General features: G+C 62.7%; 19 protein-coding genes and 2 pseudogenes. 6 read left to right on the top strand and 15 right to left on the bottom strand.

Annotation, left to right across the window (positions count from 1 at the left end):
• Window positions 1-95: 95 nt before the first annotated feature.
• Window positions 96-923, bottom strand: a complete 828-nt coding sequence (locus CK219_RS16815) for an oxidoreductase (RefSeq protein WP_095767843.1) — start codon at window positions 921-923, stop codon at window positions 96-98.
• A 75-nt stretch (window positions 924-998) separates the two neighbouring features.
• Between CK219_RS16815 and CK219_RS16810 the strand changes: the two are divergent.
• A pseudogene (locus CK219_RS16810) lies at window positions 999-1,931 on the top strand (AraC family transcriptional regulator).
• A 75-nt stretch (window positions 1,932-2,006) separates the two neighbouring features.
• Here CK219_RS16810 and CK219_RS16805 read toward each other — a convergent pair.
• The 4 genes and pseudogenes from CK219_RS16805 to CK219_RS16790 all read right to left on the bottom strand — a co-directional run bounded on the left by CK219_RS16805 (window position 2,007) and on the right by CK219_RS16790 (window position 4,966).
• Complete coding sequence (locus CK219_RS16805; RefSeq protein WP_095767842.1) at window positions 2,007-2,654, bottom strand: class I SAM-dependent methyltransferase; 648 nt, start codon at window positions 2,652-2,654, stop codon at window positions 2,007-2,009.
• Between the two features lie 38 nt (window positions 2,655-2,692).
• The gene (locus tag CK219_RS16800) at window positions 2,693-3,751 is read right to left on the bottom strand and encodes an aminopeptidase (RefSeq protein ID WP_095767841.1); all 1,059 of its coding nucleotides are present in this window, start codon (window positions 3,749-3,751) and stop codon (window positions 2,693-2,695) included.
• Window positions 3,752-3,870: 119 nt separating this feature from the next.
• A pseudogene (locus CK219_RS16795) lies at window positions 3,871-4,059 on the bottom strand (hypothetical protein); the annotation flags it as partial.
• A gap of 157 nt (window positions 4,060-4,216) precedes the next feature.
• A complete protein-coding gene (locus CK219_RS16790; RefSeq protein ID WP_095767840.1) occupies window positions 4,217-4,966 on the bottom strand; it encodes a DUF899 family protein in 750 nt (249 codons plus the stop codon).
• Between the two features lie 120 nt (window positions 4,967-5,086).
• On the opposite strand from CK219_RS16790, the gene CK219_RS16785 reads away from it, so the two are divergent.
• The 3 genes from CK219_RS16785 to CK219_RS16775 all read left to right on the top strand — a co-directional run bounded on the left by CK219_RS16785 (window position 5,087) and on the right by CK219_RS16775 (window position 8,083).
• Entirely contained in the window at window positions 5,087-6,307 is a 1,221-nt protein-coding gene (locus CK219_RS16785) for a helix-turn-helix domain-containing protein (RefSeq protein ID WP_095767839.1), read from the top strand.
• Between the two features lie 33 nt (window positions 6,308-6,340).
• Window positions 6,341-7,345 (top strand): NAD(P)-dependent alcohol dehydrogenase, encoded by a 1,005-nt coding sequence (locus CK219_RS16780; RefSeq protein ID WP_095767838.1) that lies wholly within the window; start codon window positions 6,341-6,343, stop codon window positions 7,343-7,345.
• A gap of 96 nt (window positions 7,346-7,441) precedes the next feature.
• Window positions 7,442-8,083: a DUF5074 domain-containing protein gene (locus CK219_RS16775; RefSeq protein ID WP_095767837.1), complete on the top strand. Its 642-nt coding sequence runs from the start codon at window positions 7,442-7,444 to the stop codon at window positions 8,081-8,083.
• Between the two features lie 25 nt (window positions 8,084-8,108).
• On the opposite strand, the gene CK219_RS16770 is transcribed toward CK219_RS16775, so the two are convergent.
• From CK219_RS16770 to CK219_RS16760, 3 genes are all read right to left on the bottom strand, one after another.
• Complete coding sequence (locus CK219_RS16770; protein WP_095767836.1) at window positions 8,109-9,197, bottom strand: acyltransferase family protein; 1,089 nt, start codon at window positions 9,195-9,197, stop codon at window positions 8,109-8,111.
• A gap of 107 nt (window positions 9,198-9,304) precedes the next feature.
• Window positions 9,305-10,567 (bottom strand): MFS transporter, encoded by a 1,263-nt coding sequence (locus CK219_RS16765; protein WP_245340505.1) that lies wholly within the window; start codon window positions 10,565-10,567, stop codon window positions 9,305-9,307.
• Entirely contained in the window at window positions 10,564-11,295 is a 732-nt protein-coding gene (locus CK219_RS16760; RefSeq protein ID WP_095767834.1) for an MBL fold metallo-hydrolase, read from the bottom strand. The genes CK219_RS16765 and CK219_RS16760 overlap by 4 nt, the downstream gene beginning before the upstream one ends.
• Window positions 11,296-11,402: 107 nt before the next feature.
• Here CK219_RS16760 and CK219_RS16755 point away from each other — a divergent pair, with 107 nt between their 5' ends.
• Complete coding sequence (locus CK219_RS16755; protein WP_095767833.1) at window positions 11,403-12,068, top strand: metalloregulator ArsR/SmtB family transcription factor; 666 nt, start codon at window positions 11,403-11,405, stop codon at window positions 12,066-12,068.
• A 356-nt stretch (window positions 12,069-12,424) separates the two neighbouring features.
• Here CK219_RS16755 and CK219_RS16745 read toward each other — a convergent pair whose 3' ends face one another.
• The 7 genes from CK219_RS16745 to efp form a co-directional block, all read right to left on the bottom strand.
• Entirely contained in the window at window positions 12,425-12,808 is a 384-nt protein-coding gene (locus tag CK219_RS16745; protein WP_095767832.1) for a VOC family protein, read from the bottom strand.
• Window positions 12,809-13,033: 225 nt separating this feature from the next.
• Window positions 13,034-14,488: a winged helix-turn-helix domain-containing protein gene (locus CK219_RS16740; protein WP_245340503.1), complete on the bottom strand. Its 1,455-nt coding sequence runs from the start codon at window positions 14,486-14,488 to the stop codon at window positions 13,034-13,036.
• Between the two features lie 373 nt (window positions 14,489-14,861).
• A complete protein-coding gene (locus tag CK219_RS16735) occupies window positions 14,862-16,070 on the bottom strand; it encodes a calcium-binding protein (protein ID WP_176477037.1) in 1,209 nt (402 codons plus the stop codon).
• A 448-nt stretch (window positions 16,071-16,518) separates the two neighbouring features.
• Window positions 16,519-17,784, bottom strand: coding sequence for a calcium-binding protein (locus CK219_RS16730; RefSeq protein WP_095767829.1), 1,266 nt, complete (start codon window positions 17,782-17,784; stop codon window positions 16,519-16,521).
• A gap of 106 nt (window positions 17,785-17,890) precedes the next feature.
• Window positions 17,891-19,222 (bottom strand): HlyD family type I secretion periplasmic adaptor subunit, encoded by a 1,332-nt coding sequence (locus CK219_RS16725; RefSeq protein ID WP_176477046.1) that lies wholly within the window; start codon window positions 19,220-19,222, stop codon window positions 17,891-17,893.
• A gap of 26 nt (window positions 19,223-19,248) precedes the next feature.
• On the bottom strand, window positions 19,249-20,952 hold the full coding sequence (locus CK219_RS16720) for a type I secretion system permease/ATPase (RefSeq protein WP_245340502.1): 1,704 nt from the start codon (window positions 20,950-20,952) through the stop codon (window positions 19,249-19,251).
• 388 nt (window positions 20,953-21,340) lie between these two features.
• Window positions 21,341-21,910: an elongation factor P gene (gene efp / locus CK219_RS16715; RefSeq protein ID WP_095767917.1), complete on the bottom strand. Its 570-nt coding sequence runs from the start codon at window positions 21,908-21,910 to the stop codon at window positions 21,341-21,343.
• Window positions 21,911-22,039: 129 nt separating this feature from the next.
• On the opposite strand from efp, the gene epmA reads away from it, so the two are divergent.
• A complete protein-coding gene (epmA, locus tag CK219_RS16710; protein ID WP_095767826.1) occupies window positions 22,040-23,080 on the top strand; it encodes an EF-P lysine aminoacylase EpmA in 1,041 nt (346 codons plus the stop codon).
• Window positions 23,081-23,082: the final 2 nt, after the last annotated feature.

Here is a 23,082-nt window from a genome sequence, read left to right as displayed (position 1 = left end):
CGAAACTCGCCCCGTCGATGGCCCCCCCGCCGAACACTCGGCAAGGTCAGGCTTGCCGAATGCCCCTGACCGCGTTTGCCTTTGTCGCTATGCGGTCAGCTGTCGGTCGAGATAGTTACGGCTTTCCAGGCATCGATCTCTTGCTGCAGCCGCTGGATTCGCTCGGACACGAGCTTGAGGGCGTCGCTGCCAAGCAGAAGCTGCGGCGGCGGGGCTTCGGTTTCGACCAGGGCCAATACGGCCGTTGCAAGCTTGTCCGGATCGCCAATTTGCTTGCCGCTTTTCGCCTGTCGGGCCTCCCGGATCGGATCGAACAGCGCATCGTAATCGCTGATAGACCTCCCGGTCCGGACCATGGAACGTCCGGCCCAGTCCGTCCGGAAGGAGCCTGGGCAGACGGCGGCAACGCGAACGCCCAATGGGGCCATTTCGGAACGCATCACTTCCGATATGCCCTGAAGCGCGAACTTGCTGCCACAATAGTAAGCGATGCCCGGCATTGTGATCATGCCGCCCATCGACGTGACGTTGACGATGAAGCCGCGGCGTCGCTCGCGGAACCTGGGAAGAAACGCCTTGGCGGCCGCCACGGCGCCGAAGACGTTCACATCGAACTGACGCCGCATCTCTTCGAGCGGTGACTCTTCGAGCACGCCCTCGTGGCCATAGCCGGCATTGTTGATCAGGACGTCGACGGGCCCGTGCTCTTCCTCCGCCTGCGCGACGACGTCCGGCACGCGGTCGAACTCCGTGACATCGCAGATGACGGTGCGGATCGCTGGGAGGGATCCGGCAAGTGCCGCGCGTGACGTCTCGGTCCGGACGGTGCCAATGACCGTATGGCCCATCTGGATGGCGGCGGAAGCGATGGCGAGGCCGAAGCCCGAATTGGCGCCAGTGATGAAGAAGGTCTTTTTTGCCATGATCTGCGGTCCTTCATTGATGGAGTGCAGCTTGGCAAATAGTATGGTGCGGTAACGTCCACGATTGCGGTTCCTATGAATGGCTTGCCAAATCCTATCAGGGCGGACATCGGGCGAAGACGAAAGCTGGTCGAGTTGGCCGGAGCTATCGCCGACCGTGTTGGCTATAATGCGACCGCGCTCGAGCGTGTGCGCGTGCTCCGGACCGAGGCGGTGCTTCACGACGTCCCGGTACTTTATGAACCGGGTGCGGTGTTTGTCCTGCAGGGAAGCAAGCGAGGCATCCTCGAACGAGAGGTCTACCTGTACGATGAAGACCATTATCTGGCGGTGTCGGTCCCTGTTCCGTTTCGGATGGAATCGACGGCCAGCCCCGATCGTCCTCTGCTTGCGGTCTATGTCGAGTTCGACATGCGGATGGCGGCCGACATTGCCGCGCAGCTGGAGATTCATTCGGATGTGGGAAGCGACCGGCCGCGAAGTCTCGTATCGAGCAGGATCGGCTCCGACATCTAGGATGTCCTGCTGCGCCTGCTGACGGCGCTTCGCAATCCTGCCGAGACCGCCGTTCTTGGATCAAGCCTTCTGCGCGAGCTGCATTACCGCGTCCTGATTGGCCCGCAAGGCGAGGCGATGATCGCTGCCTTGCAGCAAAGAGGCAGGTCGGGAAGGATCGTGCGGAGCCTCGCATGGCTGCGGGAAAACTACAGCGCCGAAATCTCGGTCGCCGAGCTCGCGGGACAAGCAGGCATGAGCGTGCCTTCTTACCACGTTCATTTCAAGGAAATGACCGGAAGCAGCCCGATGCAGTACGTGAAAGCCATGCGGCTGCACGAGGCAAGACTGATGATCGCACGCAAGACAACGATCGCTCAGGTCGCGGCTTTGGTCGGATATGCGAGCGCGGTTCAGTTCAGCCGCGACTTCAAGCGGCATTTTGGACGCACGGCTTCCGAAGAGATGAGCTGGGTCCGTCGCCATCTGGGCGAGCTCGCCTCGGAAGAGTAGTCCCTATTGCCGCTCGGCGGTCACGGGTCGGCACAGTGTCGCGGCGCGCTAGAGCCGGTCGGCAAGGCCGCCGGCCTAAAGCTTCCTGAAAAAACCCGACAGAATGTTCGGACCTGCTTCTCCTGGCCGCAGCCTGATCCCGTCCTCGAAGCAGTTCAGCGTCACGCATTCGAAACCGTTGGCCGCGAGGAGCGCCACCAGCGAGTCGCGGTCGAAGTGATGCAGGTGCTCGTTGGGCAGACGCATGCGCCATTTGGCGAACCACGCGTCGCCCTCGGCGCCGAGCTCGCGCCAGCGGCAATAGGGGACGGCGACAGCCAGGTGGCGGGCCTGAAGCCGGGAAAGGAAGCCGAGATCGGGGATGTGCTCCAGCACGTCGAACATGGCGACGAGGTCCCAGGCGCCGGCGAGCGCCTCATCCCAATCGACGAAGCGGACACCCTTGGGCAGTGGGAATTCGGCGATATCGCAGCCGGCGCAATCGGCGACGCCGGTTATCTTCGCGGCTTCGATGAACGTGCCCGTGCCATATCCGATTTCCAGCACGGAACGAGGAATCTCGCCGGTGATACCAAGCACCCAGCCAAGCCGCTGATAACCGAGCTTGATGGTCCGGTCGCTCAGGTCTTCATAATAGGAGATGTATTTCTTGTCGTATTTGATCGGTGTGAAGTCGATCTGGTGGATCACGCCGAACCTGTCCACCTCATAATTGTCCAACATTGTCCGCGCGGCCTCCGGGTGCCGAATTCCTTATAAGGTCAATTGCACGCAGCCACGGTTCTAAGCGCTTCGGCTCGGGAAGGTGCGGGCAACTTTCCGATCCGTCGAACAGAAGCGTAGAACCTCGGGTAGTCGCCGGAGCACAAGTCGAACAAGCGAAGAAACGCCGGGACCTGTTCGCCGTAGACAGCGGTCGCGGCGAGCTTTGCGTTGTTGATAGGGCTATCGAACCAGGCATCATATCCCCGGTATCCAGCCCATCGCCTGTCGCGCATTTGCCGGTAGCGCATCCGCAGCCTGTCGATGGCGGCTGCTTTGGCGGCCGCCATCTGCTGCGGGCTGCGGGGACTTCCATAGACCTGCCTCAGCTCATCCCGGGTTTTCGATATCAGTCCGAGAAAATCGGCCTTGCGCTTGCGATCGATTTCGTAGCTGCGCAATCCGGCGCGATTGCCGGTGGCGCGGAGCCATTTCCTCGTACCGGTGGTTTCGACGGAAACCGCGAAAGCCTCGTTGAATGCGGAGTCGCCGTTCACATAGACTTTCTGATGCGCCAGCTCATGGAAAATAAGGCTTGCGAGGTAGGTGTCGTCCTGACGCAGCATGGTGCTGAGCAGCGGATCGCTGAACCAGCCCAGCGTGGAATATGCGGTGACGCCCGACACATAGACGTCCAGCCCCTGCCGCTGCAGTTCAGCAGCACTTTCGAGCGCGTCTTTGCGCGAAAAATATCCCTTGTATGGAACGCAGCCGAAGACTGGAAAGCACCAAGTTATCGGCGCAAGCGAGAATTGCGGCGCAGCAAACACGGCCAAGGTCACATTGTTCCGACCGACGTCGACATAACTGCGGTAGCTGTTATTATCGGGCAGCGCCAGCTCTTCCGTGGCAAAGCGGCGTATGGCGCTGGCGGAGGTCAATTTGGCGCGCAACGCCTGTGGCGTCGACGGATCGCGGATAAGTCTTCCAACGTTCTTGCGCGCGGCCATGATCTCGACATGGCCCTCCAACGACTGCGCGTAGTAGGAAATGCTGGTGCATCCAGTCACGCCGGACGCCAGGATCGCCGCGGCAAGCAATCGAAAAACGCGCTTCACAGCTTGCCCACCGCGTGCCCGTCTCCCATGGAGCAAATGCCTGCTCCCGTGTCTCAGGCGCGCCTGTTTTCGTCAAGACCTGGAGGGGCAGGGTCGGACTTTAGATTGCTCAGCGGCCATCACCCCCGCCGCGCCGCCAACCGCAGCCACGGCGCCAGATGGAACGCTGCCATCAACAGATACATCGGCACCATGCCGCTGAGCGCCGAGGCGCCCGACATGCACATCATGTCCTGGCCGCCATAGGCCGCCGTGAGCAGCGCCATCGTGGCGAAGGTCGGCGTCGCGGCGAGGCAGAGCCAGTCGGCGAGGCTGAAGCCGATCAGGCCGTTTGGGCGAGGGGCAGGATTGTCGATGCTCATGATATCCACCTTCTGATGCGGGCAGGGTTCGAGCCCGTTGGAACAAGCGCGAGGCGATCGGCTCCGGCGGCGCGCGGTTTGCGCCGCCGGAACCGCTTCACGCTCAGGCGTTCTTGTTGCGGAACGCCGCTTCGCCGGCATCCGAGACCTCGACCCATCTCTGGTCGGGGGCGGCGCCTTCCTCATAATTGTCGTGCCAGTTCCACCATTTGTAGGTCTGGGTCTGCGGATAGCCCTCGGGCGAATCCTCCCATACCTCCTGGCGGCCGAGCGGGGTGACGTCGAGATAGCTCCAGACGGTGCCAAAGGCTTCGTCGCCGCGGTTGTTGACGAAATAAGTGCGGAAGATGCGCTTGCCGTCATGGATGAAGACGTTGTGGCCATGCCATTCGTCGACGCCGAAATCCTTATCCCAGCTATCGGTGATGGTGTACCAGGGCATCTTCCAGTCCATCCGCTGCTTCAGCCGCTGGATGTCGGCCTGCGGCGCGCGCGAGGCATAGGCAAGCGTGGTGTCGCGGGCGTTGAGATGGGCTAGGTTGCCGACCTGGTCGGCGCCGAGCGAGCAGCCGCGGCACGCATGTTCTGGCCAGCCATAGACGCCGGGCTCGAAGAAGGCGCGGTAGACGACGAGCTGGCGGCGGCCTTCGAACAGGTCGAGCAGGCTCATCTTGCCGTTCGGGCCTTCGAACACATAGTCCTTCTTGACTTCCATCCACGGCATGCGGCGGCGTTCGGCGGCCAAAGCGTCGCGGGCGCGGGTGAGCGCCTTTTCCTTCACGAGCATCTCTTCATAGGCGCCTTCCCACGCTTCCTGCGAAACGACCGGCGGTGTCTTCATATGTTGGGTCATTGCTCTTGTCCCGTTCTTGGGTTTGGTTGGGGTGACGAGGACAGACATAGGACAGCGCACTGCGATGGTGAGAGTTACAAGTGTGACGCGATTTGCTGCGGGGGGCGCTGAGACGGTGGCATGGATTCGCTGATCAATGCCGCCGGCCGCGCGCTCGCCGCGGGCGATCCGCTCGGCGCCTTGAAGCGCGTCGCGCTGCGCGACGACGCGCCGGCGCTGGCCCTGCGCGGCATCGCGATGGCGCAGCTCGGCGATTTCGCCAAGGCCAAGGCGCTGCTGAAGGACGCCGCCCGCGCCTTCAGTCCGAGGGAAGCGGTGGCGCGCGCCCGCTGTGTCGTCGCCGAGGCCGAGATCGCTCTGGTCTCGCGCGATCTCGGCTGGCCGGAGAAGGCGCTGCGGTCCGCCCGTGCAACGCTTGCGGCACATGGTGATAGGCTCAACGCCGCCTATGCCGGCAGCCTCGAGGCGCGCCGCCTCATCCTGATCGGCCGGCTCGACGAGGCCGAGCGCCTGCTGGCGGACTTCGATCCGGCGCCGCTGCCGCCGGTGGCGCGCGTCGCCCATGAACTGGCGGCGGCCGGCATCGCCGTCCGGCGCCTCAGGACGAAGGCGGCGCGCTCGGCATTCGGCCGCGCATCGCTCGCCGCCTATCAAGCCAACATCCCGGCATTGAAGGCCGAAGTCGAAGCGGCATCCCTGGTTCTGAACACGCCGGTCGGCCGGCTGCTCGCGCGCGGCGCGGAGAAAGAGTTGCTGCTCGACGAGGTCGAGGCGCTGCTGGGGTCCGGCGCGCTGGTCATCGATGCTTGCCGCAACGTCGTGCGCGAAGGCGGCACCGTGGTCTCGCTGGCGACCCGGCCGGTGCTGTTTGCGCTGGCGCGCACGCTCGCCGAAACCTGGCCGGCGGATGCCTCGCGTGAGACATTGCTGAGGCGCGCCTTCCGGGCGAAGCACGCCGATGAATCGCATCGTGCGCGGCTCAGGGTCGAGATGGGGCGGCTCCGGGCCGAGCTCGCCGGCTTGGCCGAGATCAATGCGACCGCCGGCGGCTTTGCGTTGACGCCGCTGAACGCCGCCGAGATCGTCGTGCTGGCGCCGCCTGTCGAGGATGAGCATGGCGCGGTGCTTGCCTTCCTGACCGATGGCGAGGCCTGGTCGAGCTCGGCGCTGGCGATCGCGCTTGGCGCCAGCGCGCGCACCGTGCAGCGGGCGCTGGAGCAGTTGTCGGCCGAGCACAAGGTGCAGGCGGTGGGCCGCGGCCGGGCGCGCCGCTGGATGATGCCGCCGGTCACCGGATTCCCGACTGTCTTGTTACTCCCCGGTCCGCTGCCGAGCGACTAGTTTGCCGGTACTCGGCATCGAGGGAGAGACGTCATGAAACTGATCAGATTAAGAGCGCCCGGCGGCCTGGAACAACTCTCGTTGGTCGAGGAGGATCGGCCCGAGCCCGGACCGGGCGAGTTGCTTGTCCGAATCCGGGCATGCTCGCTGAACTTCCACGACAGCATGGTTGCAACGGGCAAGAAGCCCTGCGCCGACGGCCGCATTCCGCTGTCCGATGGTGCTGGCGAGGTGATTGCCGTCGGAGAGGGCGTCGACGCATTCGAGACCGGCGATGCCGTTGTCAGCTGCTATTGGCCCAATTGGCTGGGTGGCGAGGCTACGCCCGCCACCAAGCAGGGCGAACTGGGCGATGATGTCGATGGCTATGCAAGGGAATATGCCTCGATGCCGTGGCATGCTTTCACGAAAGCGCCGGCGGGTTACACCCATGTGGAGGCGGCTACACTCAGTTGCGCCGGGGTAACCGCCTGGAGGGCACTGGTGGTGTGCGGTCAGGTGAGGGCTGGCGATACGGTGCTGGTCCTCGGCGCGGGCAGCGTGTCGTTGTTCGCGCTGCAGTTCGCCAAGATGGCGGGCGCCCGTGTCATCGCGACATCTTCCTCCGATGACAAGCTCGAAAAGCTCAGGCGGCTCGGCGCCGATCATCTTATCAATTACAAGGCCGTGCCGGACTGGGGCCGGAAGGCCAGGGACCTGACCGATGGACGCGGTGTCGATCACGTGGTCGAGGTCGGCGGCCCCGGCACGCTGGCGCAGTCGATAACGGCCTGCAGGATGGGCGGCCAGATCGCGCTGATCGGCGTGTTGACCGGCTTTGCCGCGCAAGTGTCGATCCCGGCGCTGTTTTCCAATCAGATCCGCATCAATGGAATTTCGATCGGCAGCAGAGCTGACCAGGAAGATATGATCCGGGCGATAACGGCCAACGGCCTGAGGCCTGTTATCGGCCGCAGCTTTCCGCTGCGCGATATTGCCTCGGCTTTCCGGGCGTATGAGAGCCAGAAGCATTTCGGCAAGGTCTGCATCGAGCTTTGAGGCGGTTCATAAATTCCCGACTGTGTTGTTGCTCCCGGGTTTGCAGCAGAGCGGCTAAAGTCGAAGCTGACACAAGAGACCGATGAGGATTGGAAAATGAAAAGAGCCGCTGCCGAGATCCTGCGCGAATATGGACCCTTTCCGGACACCGAGCGCGTCAATGGCGTTACCTATGATGGCAAGAATGTCTGGTTTGCCACCGGGGACAAATTGAAGGCCCTCGACCCGGAGAGTGGCGCCATCGTGCAATCGATCGACGTCGCCTCGCATGCCGGAACCGCTTTCGACGGCGAGCACCTCTACCAGATCGCCGAGGATCGCATTCACAAGGTCGACCCAAAGACCGGCGAGGTCGTCGCCACCATTCCCGCGCCGGGCAATGGCGGCGATTCAGGTATGGCCTGGGCCGAAGGTTCGCTCTGGGTCGGCGAATACAGGGCCCATAAGATCCACCAGATCAATCCTGAAACGGGCGAGGTGATCCGTAGCATCGAGTCGAAACGCGTCGTCACCGGCGTCACCTGGATCGACGGCGAACTCTGGCATGCCACTTGGGAAGGTGAGGAGGGCGATCTGCTGCGCATCGATCCCGAGACGGGTGACGTGCTGCAGGAGGTAGCGATGCCCTCCGGTGTGTCGGGACTGGAATCCGATGGCGACGGCTGCTTCTTCTGCGGCGGCGGCAGCAGCGGCAAGATCAGGGCCGTGCGCCGGCCGGGATACGACGCTAGCAAATAACGGATGGCCGGAACGGGCGGCCCGGTCAGGCCGCCTCGCGCGCCGGCCGGGTCATGGGCTTGCTGGAGGCCTTGGCGGCTGTCGGCCTGTCGAAATGCGCCCAGGCCGGCCGCTCGAACAGGAAGGTGCCGAAGCCGACGCGCTGGACGACGAAGTAGAGCACCACCGGGCTTATGACCGAGACCAGCAGCACCGCCAGGCTGAGCATGCCGGTATCGGTCAGGAGACCGCTCGCCAGCATGACGCCCCGGAAGATCGACATCGGGATGGTGAAGGCGACATAGACGACCAGCGAATGCTCGCCGAGCCAGCGCAGCCATTCCATGGAAGCGAATTTCGACAGGAAACCGCCGGCAACGCAGAGCGCCACGGCGCCGGCGACGGCAAGCGACAGATGCAGCGGCGGCCATGCCGCCAATCCCATCTGCATGCCGACCGGCTGCATCGCATAGCCCGGCGAATAGACGAGCAGGCCGTTGACGATCGCCCAGGCGAGCAGGCCGAGAACGGCGATCGCCGGCCTTGCCTGCGTCCACTCCACCAGCCGGAATATCAACGGCGCGAGCACGAAGCCGAGATAGAAGAACACGAAATAGGCCGCGAACTGCTCGAGCGCGTAGCTGTCCGGCTTCGGCGCCCACATCTGCAGCGCGGCGGCAGCCAAGATGACGATCCAGTGCGGCACGCGAAGTTCGCGCAGCATGCGGATGACGATCCCGAACACCGCCAGCATGTAGATGAACCACAACACGCCGTATGGCTGGACGGCGGCCATCGTGAGATCATGCAGCATGCCGGCGGGGTCGCGGCTGAAGATGCCGATCTTCAGTCCGATCGAGATGATCGCCCAAAGCACGTAGAAATAGAGGTAGTGGACGACGCGGCGGTCGATATAGCGCCGCCATGGCCGGTCGATCACCTGCGACAGGAACAGGCCCGAGATCAGGAAGAATTCCGGCATGCGGAACGGCGTCGCGAAGCCGATGACATAATGCAAGAAGCCGATGCCGCCGGTGTATTCGCCGGTGTTGTAGGCGGCATACATCATCACCACCAGAATGATGGAAAGACCTTTTGCCGTATCCACCCACGGCATGCGGTTCGGGTTGCTCATGAACGATCTCGAGGAAATGTACTTGTCCAGATTGTAGCGGACAGGCACATCCCGCGCAGCATCAAGCTTCCATTAACGTAAACACGGCCTTCGTTTCCGAGGCGGTCTCAACGATCGCCCGATGTCGGAACCACGGTGGCGGAACGCGGCTCACGCATCGTCACCGCGACGATCGCGCCCGACAGGAAGGTCAATGCGGCAATGGCCGCGATCGCCGCAACGAAGCCGAAGAAGTCGGCGATCAGGCCGGCGGACAGCGCCCCGATCGCATAGCCGAGGTCGCGCCAGAAGCGATAGACGCTGAGCGAGCGCGCCCGCCAGGAAGGGTGCGATGCGTCCGACACCGCCGCGATCAGGCACGGATAGACCATGGCCGTGCCGAGGCCGAGCAAAAGGCTGGCCAGCAGCCACCAGCCGAATTCGCGCGTCATGGCGGTGGTGAGAAGCCCCGCCGCCTGCACCCACATGCCGGCGACGATCAGCCCCTTGCGGCCCCAGCGGTCGCTCAACGGCCCGGTCGCGACCTGGAGGATGCCCCACACTGCCGGATAGACCGCCTTGAGGACACCGATGCGCTCGATGCCGAGGCCGTTGGCAACGAAGAAGAGCGGAAACAGGCCCCAACTCATGCCGTCGTTCAGGTTGTTGACCAGGCCGGCCTGCGAGGCTGCGAACAAATTGCGGTCGCTGAACGAGGTCAGCATGAAGATCTCGCGGAAGCTGAGCGGGGAAGCTTGTCTTGGATGGTTGGCCAGCTCCAGCCGCAGATGCTCGCGCGTGTCGCGCACGAGCAGGATCGACAGCGCCGCACCCAGGATCGCGTAGCCGGCGCCGAGATAGATCGGCACGGGACGAAAGCCGTAGCGGCTCGCAAGATAGCCGGTCAGGAAAGCGGTGACGCCGACGGCGAGGTAGCCGGCGAATTCGTTGAGGCCGACGGCGAGCCCGCGCGACTTCGGTCCGACCAGGTCGACCTTCATGATCACGGTCATCGACCACGCGAAGCCCTGGTTGATGCCGAGCAGCGCGTTGGCGGCGACGATCCAGCCCCAGCTCGGCGCCCAGATAATGATGAAGGGCACCGGCAGGCCGAACAGCCAGCCGAGGATCAGGACGCGCTTGCGGCCCCATCTGTCGGCAAGCTGGCCGGAGACAAGGTTGGCGCAAGCCTTGACCACGCCGAAGCTGACAATGAAGGAGACGACCAGCGTGGTCGACGCCACGCCAAACTCCTCCGCGCCGATCAGCGGCACCACGGTCCGCTCGATGCCGACCATGCCGCCGACAAAGGCGTTGATCAGCACCAGGAGCGAAAACTGCTTCCAGTTGGCCTTGAGGCCGAGCGCGACGGCGGATGCCGCTATGCTCAAGATTTCGCTCCGGCGTTGAGCGCCCGGGTCCGGGCGGCCTGCGGCGGCGGGGGAGGGATGTCGGCGGTCATGGCTGCGACGAACTCACCCTCGTCCTCGATGCGGAACGCCTTGTTGAAGCGCCGCTCGAAGCCGATGGTCGATGTAGGCTTACCGCTCAGCGAGCGGCCGCAGACCGAGCCCGAATAGGCGCCGGGCAGCACCTCGATATGGTCGGGCAACTCCTTCAGGCGGCGCACGCTGGCATAAAGCGCACGCGCCCCGTCCTCGGCGCTTGAAGCAAGCTCGGTGCGACCGAGATCGCCGACCATCAGCGTGTGCCCGGTGAGCACGAACCAGGGTTCGGCCGACCGCGTCCGGTCGGTGACCAACAGGCTCAGATGCTCCGGCGTATGGCCCGGTGTATGCATCACCGTCATTGTCACATTGCCGAGTTCCAGCACTTCGCCGTCCTTCACTCGCCGGAACGGGAAGTCGGCCGCAGCACCTTCGAACAACACGTATTCGGCGCCCGTCGCCTCGGCCAGCGAGCGTCCGGCCGAGATGTGGTCGGCATGGATATGCGTGTCGACGACATAGAGGATCCGCATGCCGGTCGCGCGCGCTGCATCGACATAAGGCGCGATGTCGCCGACCGGGTCGACCACGGCCGCGGAAGCCTTGCCGCCGCAGCCGAACAGATAGGAGGCGGCAACCGGATCGTTGTGCAGGAACTGCCTGAGAATCATCGCTTTTTCCTCCGAACGAGCGGCTGCGCCCCGGGGAGCCGCTCTGCTTGACAGCAATGGTCGAAACCGTCATTCAATTATTCCATTGAATGACGGCAGAAAGGTCGATGTCAATCCGCAATCCGAAACAGGCGCTGTACGAGCAGTTCGCGATCGTCGCCAAGGCGCTCGGGCATCCGCTGCGCCTGGAAATGATCGAGCATCTGGCGCAAGGCGCGCGCAGCGTCGAGGTGCTCGCGGCGAAGCTCGCCCGGCCCGTCGCCAACATCTCGCAACATCTGCAGGCGCTGCGCCGCGCCGGCATCGTCTCGGCCGAGCGCGATGGCAAGTTCGTGCATTATTCGCTGGCCGATGACAGCGTGCTTTCCGCCTTCGCCGCCGTGCGCGGCGTCGCCGAGCGGCAGCTCGCCGAGGTCGACCGCATCGTGCGCGGCTATTTCGATGCGCGTGACGACATGCAGCCGGTCACGCGCCGCGAGCTTCGGAGGCTGATGCGCGACGGACTGGTGACGCTGATCGATGTGCGCCCGGCCGACGAGTTCGCGCTCGGCCATGTGCCGGGCGCCATCAATGTCCCGCTGGGGAAAGTCAGGGCCTGGTCAGCCGACGCCGCTATCGGCCGCGAAATCGTCGCCTATTGCCGCGGCCCGTGGTGCGTGATGTCCTTCGAGGCTGTCGCGGCGCTGCGCGCGCTCGGCCATTCCGCGCGCCGGCTGGAGGACGGCATGCCGGAATGGAAAGCCGCCGGCCTGCCGGTGGAAGTGGCGGCCTGATCGTGGCCAATTGGACAGCGCCGAACGCTCGCGCGCGAAATGCCACTGAGCGCCAGTTGCAGACGCTGACAACATCGCGAATGCCTTAAGCGGAGCCGTGAGCGGATTGGCAGGTCTCCACCCTTTTACGCAATGCCAGACCCTGGAAAACCATCTCGACCGCTTAGTAGGTGATCTTCGGGTACCAGTCGGTCCCGCGACCTTCCGGCGTCCAGTCCAGGACGTTCCACAGCATCATCAGGTCCGCTCGGTTGTCGGGTCTTTGCCTGGATCGGCTTACTCGAACCCAATTCCGCGTCCCAGAAGTGCCGAATGGTTCCGTCGTGCAATACGCAGACTGTCGTATAAACGGTACTCTATTGCGCCTCGTAGAGTTCCAACGGCAATCCGTCCGGGTCGCTAAAGAAGGTGAAGCGCCGATCCGTATATGGGTCTATCCGGATTGGCTCTACGGCAACGCCGGCGGCTTCCAGGCGCGCAACTACGAGGTCAAGGTTCCCCACAGCAAACGCCAAGTGCCGCAGCCCTGTCGCCTCTGGATAAGACCGCCGCGGCGCTGGGGCAGGGAAGGAAAACAATTCCAGCTGGGCGGATCCGATCCGCAGGTCGGCCTTCCAGGACTGCCGCTCCTCCCGAAAGACCTCGCAGATCAGGTCCAGGCCGAGAAGCTCGACATAGAACCGTCGCGATCGATCGTAGTCGGTGCAGATAAGCGCGACGTGGTGAATGGCGTCCAGCATCTTCGAACTCTAGCCAAGCTGGGCCTTGGGGCCAAGGTCACCACGTTGTTGCTGTCATCGCTGGCAGGATCGCCTTATCGCTTTTGGTCAGAGCCTAACATCCAGACGGCGGGCAACCGTGCTGACCGTGGCTCGCTTGGTTGCAGGCGGGCCTGCTGTCCTGCGGGGCATCAGGATCGTCCGCGTATTTACCAAAATCGAGATAGGCTGGGATCGTAGATACGTTCACACGGGAAAACCGGCCTTTCTGAAGCCCGACGTGAAAAGCTCAAGGGCGACTTGATCGGTGAACGGGAGACCTGAAATCAGCCGGACAGTCAGCTCGTGTTTCCTTGTCAGTGCTTCCTCGACCTCAGCGCGCGCCTTCTCCATCTCGCCCAAATGTGCGTATGACGCTGCGAGGAAGGCATGGATGAAGAATTGGTCACCGGCCTTCCGATACGAAGCGACAGCTTCCGAGTACCTTCCAAGCAGGAACAGAGAGCTGCCCTTCACCTCCCAGAACCACACCGGTGGTAACGGCTCGCGCAGGAGCGCGGTTTCGAGCACGTTGAGTGCCGTCTCGGCCCGTCCGCCGTAGTTGAGCCAGCTTGCGTAATCCCCCGCTATATTCACGTCTAGCGGGTTCAACGAGCGCGCGAGCTCAAAATGCACTCCTGCATCGCTATGCTGGCGCATGTGTGTAAGCACCAGCCCCATGCTCTGGTGACAGACGCCATCGCTTCTGTCGAGAGAGAGCGCCGTCCGTACCGAGTCCCAGGCCTTCTGTAGCGTCCGCGGATCATTGTCGTACCAAAATCTGCCGACGAGGGCCTGCGCGAGGAAGGCGTGGGCTTGAGCGAACGACGAATCGAGATCCACGGACCGAACGAAGAGGGGCTCGGACTTTTCCAGTTCATATCGGTAAAAGTGCGCGCGCCCCTGCAGGTAGTAGTCGTATGCATCCCAATCGGCGGGTGGCTTGCGTCTGGTACGGGTCGCCGATTCCGCCTCCGCTTGCCCTTCGACCATCGAGGCGATAAGCGCCGCAACCTCGTCTTGCAACGCGAAGATGTCGTTAAGGGCCCGATCGTAGCGTTGGGCCCATAGATGGGTGCCGGTGGCGGCGTCGATCAGCTGTGTGGTGATCCGAATGCGATCACCGAGTTTTCTTATGCTGCCTTCGACGAGATAGCGAACTCCGAGTTTGCGATGTACTTCGGCAATGTCCATTGCCGGATGGCGAAATTGAAAAGACGAATTGCGCGCGATGACGAGGAGGGAGCGAAACCTGGCCAGCTCCGTGATTATGTCCTCGGTTATGCCGTCGCTGAGATACTGCTGGTCCTGATCGCCGCCCAGATTGGCAAAAGGCAGCACCGCGATCGAAGGCTTGCCGGACGGCGGTATCGGTTTGCAGGATGCGCTCGCCACCGGCTTGACAGTCCCGGTGAAGCGGTAGCCGACGCGAGGCACCGTGGCGATCCACTCACCGCCATTATCAGCCGGACCGAGAGCCTTTCTTAGTGTCGCGATTTGAACGGTAAGGTTGCCTTCCTCGACGGCGGTTCCCGGCCAGGCAGCATCCAGCAGTTCGGCCTTGGTCAGGATCTCGCCAGGCCGTGCCGCAAGCGCAGCAAGCAGCGTCAGTCCACGATGCCCAACAGCGACCGGGATCTCCTCTCTAAGGAGCGTCCCCATGTCGGGGTCGAGTACGAACGGACCAAAAGCGATGCGAGTCCCGTGCACGCAGGCATAGTAGACGTTTCGGAAATTTCGGAACAGTTCCGGCGCCGCGCAAATCTAACGGCGAACTTTCCGGGAAAGTGCGTCATCAATTTGCTATGGCGCAACTCTGCTCATGGCGCCGGGCGCTGCCGATGCCCGCCCTTGGGTTCGGTTCAAGGGCGGGATAGTCGCGCAGCCAGCCAGCCTTCTCGATCGGCGTTGGGAGGGTCTCTGTTATCGGCATTATGCAGCCGCCTCCCCAGAGCGCCGCGTTCCAAATGGGCTGACCTCAGTAACCGAGAATTGGCGCTCGTACTCCACTGCAAGTTTTACAGGCGCAACTTTTCTACGCGAAGAGGAAGTCTGATTCGGTGATGTGAGCTGCCGCCGTCTCGCCCACCGCCACGTTTAGGTCGATTGTACCGGCGTCGTCGCTGAAACCGACAATGAGCCCGCTGCTTCCGGTGTCGACTTTCACCACTGCTCCTTCGGCGGATATGTTGTGTGCGTGAAGATAGTCGAGAGCTGCCTGAGACGAGGCGAAAGTTCCGCTAGTACCGGGAGCGTCGTTAAGGATCAAAGCGACGTGCCGCGATTCATGCAGATCGATTTTATCCTCGCCATGCTTGAATCCCTGGATGGTGTCCTGCACGGTTGCCGATGATTCGCCCGAGAAGAAGACAAAGGTGTCCTGGGCGCCGTCCCCCGTGGTGATGCCGTTGTTCGCCGACATCCAGTCCGCGCCTGCGCCGCCGAGGATGATGTCGGCGCCTTTGCCGCCATAGATGGTGTCGTTCTGGTCTCCACCCAATATCAAGTCATTCCCGGCATCGCCGTATAGGGTGTTGGTACCGCGACTATCTTCGACCACGTCATCGCCGGCACCGCCGTGGATGGTGTCGTTACCGCTGGTGGGGGAGGTGGCGGTGTCGTCGCCGTAGAGGGTATCGTTGCCGGCACCGCCCTCGATATAGTCGTCCCCGGCGTTGCCGAAGATCGTGTCGTTGCCGGCACCGCCGTAGAGTGTGTCGTTCGTGTCGCCGGGAGTGTGATCCTGACCGTCGCTCGGGCGAATCCCGCTGCCGCCGTAGATAGTGTCGTCCCCGGTGCCGCCGTAAATCACGTCGCTGTCGATCCCGCCTCGGAGTGTGTCGTTGTCAGCGCCGCCATTGATCGTGTCGTTGCCGGCACCGCCGTCGAGAAGATCATCCCCGGCCCCGCCGGTGATAAAGTCGTTGCCGTCATCGCCGTTGAGAGCGTCGGCACTGGCGCCGCCGTGGAGGAAATCGTTGCCGGGGCCACCGGAAAATAGGTTGGTGAGATCGTCACCGATCATTCGGTCGGAGAAAGCCGAACCGAACCAGGTGCCGGTGTATGTGAAGTCGGTGGTGTATGCGGTCCCGCCGGCGAAATAAGCGGCCTCGTTGGTGACTGTCGCGCTCGGCGGGATGTTCTCTTCGAGTTGGACTGTGTGGGTGTGCAGGTTCAGATCGACACTCGCCGTCGACTGCGAGAAATCCGGGCCGACTGATACTAAGACTGGCTTTTTAGTCATGGTATTCATCTCCCTGTTGCGCACAAAATTGTGCGCGTTGTGATGTTACACTGCGGATACAACCATGAGTCCTTGGTCTGGGTTCTCTTTTGTTGTGAGACGGATGCGTATGGAGCTGTCGAAGATTTCATTTCTCGCGCAATGAGCGGCGGGTGTTTTGCGTGAGCGGTTCGGCAAGATATGCCAGCACGGTGCGGGTGCCGGTCTTGATCATGGCCTCGCTCGACATACCCGGCAGCAGACTTTGTCCATGCCGCCGAGCCCGTCGGAGATTTGGAAGCGGTCTGTATTATCGCCGCCCGAGGCCGAGGTGTATGGAGGCGGCCAGGTCGGCTCTGATACCGCTTCGGGCACCCCCTAAACCGCGCACTCGCTACCTCTGTCCGCATACGTGTATCTCACTATCAGGTGTTGGGGGGGCGACTTGTGCGCCGCCCCTCACTGTAGGTTACACCAGAGCGCCGAAGAGGAAGTCCGCCTGTGTGATATGCGCCGCCGCCGATGCGCTTACCGACACGTTAAGGTCGAGAGTGCCGGCGTCGTCGCTAAAACTGACGAGGTCGACGGCAGAACCGTCGATGACCTTTACTACTGTACTCTCGGCAGAGAGATTGTGCGCGTGGAGATAATCGATAGCCGACTGTGCCGAGTTAAAGGTGGGGCCTTGCAGGAACGCAGTGTCGTGAGTGTCCCTCAGGTCGAACTTATCGTCGCCGTGTTTGAAGTCGGTGATGACGTCATGTTGGCCGGCGACGAAGGTGTGGCTGTGGAAGACGAAGGTGTCGTTACCCCCGCCGCCCGTCAGGGTGTCGCTGCCGGAATTGATCGAGAAATTTGCCCTACCCCCTTCGATGGTGTCGTTGCCGGCCCCACCGTTGATGGTGTCGTCACCGATAAACCCGACGATGGTGTCGTTGCCCCCGTCACCGTACAGGAAGTTAGCTCTGCCGGACGGGAGAAACATGACGTCACCTTCGATATAATCATCACCGGCACCGCCGTGGATGGTGTCGGTGCTGTTGCTATTCATAGCGCCGTTGTCGCCGTAGAGGGTGTCGTTGCCGGCCCCGCCGTTGATAGTGTCCTGGCCCTCGCTGCCGGTGATGGTGTCGTTGCCAGCATCGCCATTGAATATGCCGCCGTCACGGCCGGCCCTGATAAAATCGTTGCCGCCACCGCCATTGACTATGTCGACACCGGGGGAGTAGTGGGCTTGGCTGTCGTCACTGGTATAGATGGCGTCATCACCGGCCCCGCCGTTGATGATATCGTTACCGTCACCGGCTCTGATAAAGTCGTTACCGTCACCACCTTTGATGGTGTCGTCGCCGGCGTTGCCGTAGAGGGAATCGTCGCCGGCGTCACCGGCAATAGAATCGCTACCGTCACCGCCTTCAATCCAATCGTCACCGCCGCCGCCGTACATGAAATCGTTGCCGCCGCCGCCGAGAAGATGGTTGAGGAGATCGTCGCCGATCATTCGGTCTGAGAATTCCGAGCCGGTGTAAACACGGAGATAATCCCCGGTGGGGTTGGTGAAGTCGGTGGTGTAGGCGATGCCGCCGGCGAAATAAGCGGCCTCGTTGGTGACTGTCGCGCTCGGCGGGATGTTCTCTTCGAGTTGGACTGTTTGGGCGTGCAGATTCAAGTCGACACTGGCGCTCGACGACGAGAAATCCGGGCCAATTGATACTAAGTCTGGCTTCTTAGTCATGGTATTCACCTCCCTATCGCGCACACAATTGTGTGCGAAAAACTCTATAGTGTGGTATAGTGAGAATGATACGCACGTTATTCACAGATGATTACGCAATTTTACGTCATTTCTCGCGCAAAGAGCGACGGATGTTTTGCGTGAGCGGTTCGGCGAGATAGGCCAGGACCGTGCGGGTACCGGTCTTGATCATGGCCTCGCTCGACATGCCGGGCAGCAGCTTGCGACCGTCGAGCTTGGCCAGTTCGCTCTTGTCGATCACCACCGTCGCGGCGAAGTAAGGAGCGTTGGTGCGCTCGTCCACCAACCGGTCGGCCGACACCGTTTCCACGACGCCGTCTAGCTGCGGCAGGTTGTATTTGGCGAAGGCCGGGAAGCTGACATAGGCTGTCTGGCCGGGGGCGATCGTCTCGACGTCCTCAGGCTTGACCATGGTCTCGATGACCAGCTTCTCGCCGAGCGGCACGACCGTCATCAGCGTGTCGCCGGGTTTCACCACTCCGCCCGCCGTGTGGACTTTCACGTCCATTACGATTCCGTCGACGGGCGCGGTGATGTCGGTGCGCTTGAGGACATCCTCGGCCGCGCGCGCTTGCTGCCGGAAGTCGAACAGCTCCGCTTCGACCTTGCTCAATTCGTCAACTGACTCGTTCAACTGTTGAGTTGTGAGGTTGAGGATTTGCATGTCGATCTCGGCGATAGAGCTGCGGGCGCGGGCGATCGATGCGACATTCGTGGCGCGTTCTCCCTCGGTCTGGCGTTGTTGCTGGGTGAGCGTCAGGTTGCGTTCGCGGGTGGTGAGCCCCTTGCTGAGCAAAGTCTCGAGGTCTTTGTTCTCATTCGCGAATGCCGCGATCCGCTTGTCCTCGGTCGCGATAAGCTGTTGCAGTCCGGTAATTTGCTCGGCGGTCTGCTGGCGGCGTTCGTCGAGGATTGCCTTCTCGTCCTTCAGGTTGCGGTGCTTCGCGTTGAAGACGTCACGTTGGGTGGCCACCGCGTCCTTGACGGCAGGGTCCGGGTTGTCGAGCAATGCCTGGTCGAACTCGATCGTGTCCTTGCCGTCGCGTTCGGCCCGGAGACGGGCGACGAGCGCCTCGCGTGTGGCGATCTTGTTTTGAATCGAGTCCAGTTGAGCCTTGGCTTGCGTGCGGTCGAGGCGGACGAGGACTTTGCCTTTCTTGACGACATCGCCGTTGACGGCGTCCAGTTCGGCGATAATACCGCCCTCGAGATGCTGGATGAGTTTGCGGTCGCCGTCGACCTTGACCACTCCGGTCGTCACCGCCGCGCTGTCGAGCGGTGCCAGGGCCGCCCAGCCGCCGGCCACGCCGAAGAACAGGAACATGATTGAGAAACCGGCGTTCGTGACGGCTCTGAGACGGAGCGGTTGCAACGTCGGCGGGGGTGGCAGTGGCTGGGGGAGAGCGACTATGTTCATATCGTCGTCTGCTGGGTTTGCGCGGGTCATGACGTGACCGCCGTGACGTGAGTGGTGTTGGGCAGCTGAGCCACTCTCCTGGCGCGGGCGGCGAGTTCGTTGAAGACCGTGTCACGCGCCCCGAATAATTCTTGTCTGCCCTGATTGAGCACCAGCACCTTGTCGACTTTCTCCATGATGCTTGGGCGGTGCGCGATTAGGATCATCGTAGTGCCCGTCGCCTTGACCGCGCCGATCACGGCCATCAGGGCGTCTTCGCCCTCGCGATCGAGGTTGGAATTCGGCTCGTCCAGGATGATGAGTGTCGGATCGCCGTAGAGTGCCCGCGCCAGCCCGATTCGTTGGCGCTGTCCGCCTGACAGCGATGCGCCTGAATCCCCTACTTGAGTTTCGTAGCCTTTCGGCAAGCCCTTGATCAATTCGTGAACGCCCGCCAGTTGCGCGGCCTTGATCACGCTGTTGAAGACCGCGGGACTGAGCTTCGCGAAGCGGGCGATGTTCTCGGTGATCGTGCCGGCGAACAACTCGATGTCCTGCGGCAAATACCCGACGTGCCGACCACGGTCCTCGGCGGGCCACTCGGCGACGTCCATGCCGTCGAGCAAAGCGCGACCGGCTGATGGGCGCCAAGCGCCGGCGAGAACGCGGGCCAGGCTTGTCTTGCCGGATGCGCTCGGGCCGATGAGCGCCATCACTTCACCGGGCTTGAGTTGGAAACTCACACCTTTCAAGACATGCTCGCCGCCACCCTGCCGGGCGAGGACAATACTCTCTGCCTCGACCTTTCCTTGTGGGCGCGGCAAAGACCACACTGCTTTGGCCTCGGGTCGCTGGCCGACAAACGCCGTGAGACGCTTGTAAGCGGCGCGTGCCCCGAGCGTCGCCTTCCACGTGCTGATCGCTTGCTCCACGGGGGCCAGCGCGCGGCCCATCAAGATTGAGGATGAGATCATGATGCCGGGAGAGGCCTCGTTTTGCAGCACCAGGTAAGAGCCGAGGCCGAGCACCGCCATTTGCAAGGCCATCCGCCAGAAACGTGCGACAGACGCGATGGCGCTGGCGCGGTTGCCGGCGGCGACTTGTCCGGCGCTCGCTTCATCCTGCTGCTCTTGCCAACTGTCGAGCAACGGCCGCAGCATGCCCATGGCCTGGACGACCTCGGCGTTGCGGACTGCCGACTCGGCTTGGGTGAAAGCCCGTGCCTGTGCGTTGCCGGCCTCTGTCAGCGGTTTGCGGGTGGTGAGTTCGTTGAGCAATGCCAGCGCAAACAACACGCACCCGCCGGCCAGCGCCAACCAGCCGAGCCACGGATGCATGAAGAAGATGGCGATGAAGAAGATTGGCGCCCACGGTGCGTCGAGAATTGGGTAGATGCTCGGGCTGGTGAAGAAATTCCGCACTTGGTCGAGATCGCGCAGAGACCGCGTGCTGCCTTGACCCGGCGCGGCGGCCGACTGCTCTACTGACGCGGTCAACAGGACTGGAGCCAGCCTCGAGTTCATCCAGGCGCCTACGGTTGACAGCAGGCGGGCGCGTACCATTTCGAGCCCTGCCATTGTCAGGATCGCCGCGCAGGCCATTAACGACAACGCTGCTAAAGTTTCCACGCTGTGGCTGGACAGAACCCGGTGGTAAACTTGAAGCATGTAGAACGAGCTGGTGAGCATCAGTATATTGATGCCGCCGCTGAACCAGATAAGTGGCGTTATGGCGCGTTTGGCCTCTTTCATTACTGCCTGCAAAGCAAGAGCCTGTTTGTTGCTTATTTGCATGACGGCGACCGCGCCCGTTCCGCGCGCCGCACGCTATCTTGCTTTTTGGCCTCTGAAATCCATCAAAGGAATGATGCGGCGATACAAGCGTGCCTCGCCTTTCGCTAAACGTTCGGGGGTAACTGCCTTTGATAAAACCGCAGCGTGCGCTGGGTGTTTGGGCAATCAGCAGATGCCCATGAGCTATTTCAGCTTTCAGGTGTCGGCATTGGTGGTTCGCGCCGCTGAAGTGAGGCGTAAAGCGATCGTCCGCAGGGAAACTGGCGGATACGGGTCAAAAAAGCCAACTACGTGTAATTGCAGGCCCGCCTGTGCTCAAGCGAGCCACTTCAATCGCCCTAAAATCTCAGTCCTTGGCGCGCTCGACGTAAGAACCGTCGGCGGTCATCACCACCACGCGCGTGCCGGCCGAGATATGTGGCGGCACGGCTGTGCGCACGCCGTTGGAGAGTATCGCCGGCTTATAGGACGAAGACGCCGTCTGGCCCTTGGTGACCGGCTCGGTGTCGACCACCTCGAAGGTGGCACGCTGCGGCAGCACCAGCGAGATAGGCACGCCGTTGAACTGCGCGAGCTGCACGGCCATGCCTTCCTGCAGATAGGGCGCCATGTCGCCGACCACGGCTTCCGAGGCCACGACCTGATCGTAGCTTTCCGGGTTCATGAAGTGAAAACCTTCGCCATCGGAATAGAGGAAGGTGTGCTCGCGCTCTTCGACATAGGCGCGCTCGACCATTTCGGTCGTACGGTAGCGCTCCGAGACCTTCACCCCATCGCCGATGCGGCGCATGTCGAGCTGGGTCACCGGCGTGCCCTTGCCAGGGTGGATGTTTTCGGCAAAGAGGATGACATAAAGCTTGCCGTCCTTATCGACGACGTTGCCTTTGCGTAAGGAACTGGCGATGACCTTGACCACGATATTCGATCCCGTTCGAGTTTTTCGGCCTGCAAGCGTCGATTTCCGCGAAGCGGCGACGGCGGCCATCGCGTGCGCCCTAGCGCATCTTGCGCCGAACCGCCAGCCTGTCGGGCGATTTTCCTGCCCATGACCGCCGCTTCGCCCTGGTGGACGCCGCATGTCCACGCCGACCGCCGGCCCCGGCTGATGGCGCGCAATGCCGTCGCCGCCGCCCTGCGCGGCTGGTTCACGCAGCGCGATTTCGTCGAGGTGACGACCTCGGCCCTGCAGGTTTCGCCGGGCAACGAGGCGCATCTCGCCGCCTTCGCCACCGAGGCGATCGGGCCCGACGCATCGCGCCGGCAGCTCTATCTCCACACCTCGCCGGAATTCGCCTGCAAGAAGCTGCTCGCTGCCGGCGAGGAACGCATCTTCAGCCTCGGCCCGGTCTGGCGCAACCGCGAGCGCGGGCCGCTGCATCACCCCGAGTTCACCATGCTCGAATGGTACCGCGTCGGCGATCCAGTTGAGCGTCTGATGGCCGACTGCGCCGAATTCCTGGCGCTCGCCGCGGAAAAAGCCGGTGCCAAGAGTTTCCGTTTTCGCGGCCGCGAGGCCGATCCGTTCGCCGAGCCGGAGCGGCTGAGCGTGGCGGAGGCTTTCCTGCGCCACGCCGGCATCGACCTGCTCGCGACCGTATCGGCCGACGGCAGCACCGACCGCGACGCCCTTCACGAGGCACTGGTCCGCGCCGGCCTGCGCACTGCGCCCGACGACAACTGGGCCGACCTGTTCAGCCGGGTGATGGTCGAAAAAGTCGAGCCGGTGCTGGGGCAGCGGCGGGCCACCATCTTATACGGCTATCCGATTTCGGAAGCGGCGCTCGCCCGGCCGAGCGCTGAAGATCCGCGCGTCGCCGAGCGCTTCGAGCTCTATTGCTGCGGCGTCGAGCTTGCCAACGCCTTCGGCGAGCTGACCGATGCGGCCGAACAGCGCCGCCGCTTCGCCGCCGAAATGGATGAGAAAGAGCGCGTCTATGGCGAGCGCTATCCGCTGGACGAGGATTTCCTGGCCGCTTTGGCCATCATGCCGCAAGCCAGCGGCTCGGCCCTCGGCTTCGATCGGCTGGTGATGCTGGCAACAGGGGCCGCAAGGGTCGAAGACGTGATCTGGGCGCCGGTGGCGTGATT

It is taken from the genome of Mesorhizobium sp. WSM4313 (assembly GCF_002294725.1).
GTDB lineage: Bacteria > Pseudomonadota > Alphaproteobacteria > Rhizobiales > Rhizobiaceae > Mesorhizobium.
The sequence above is the reverse complement of the archived record's forward strand: the minus strand, read 5'-3'. Positions and strand labels throughout refer to the sequence as shown.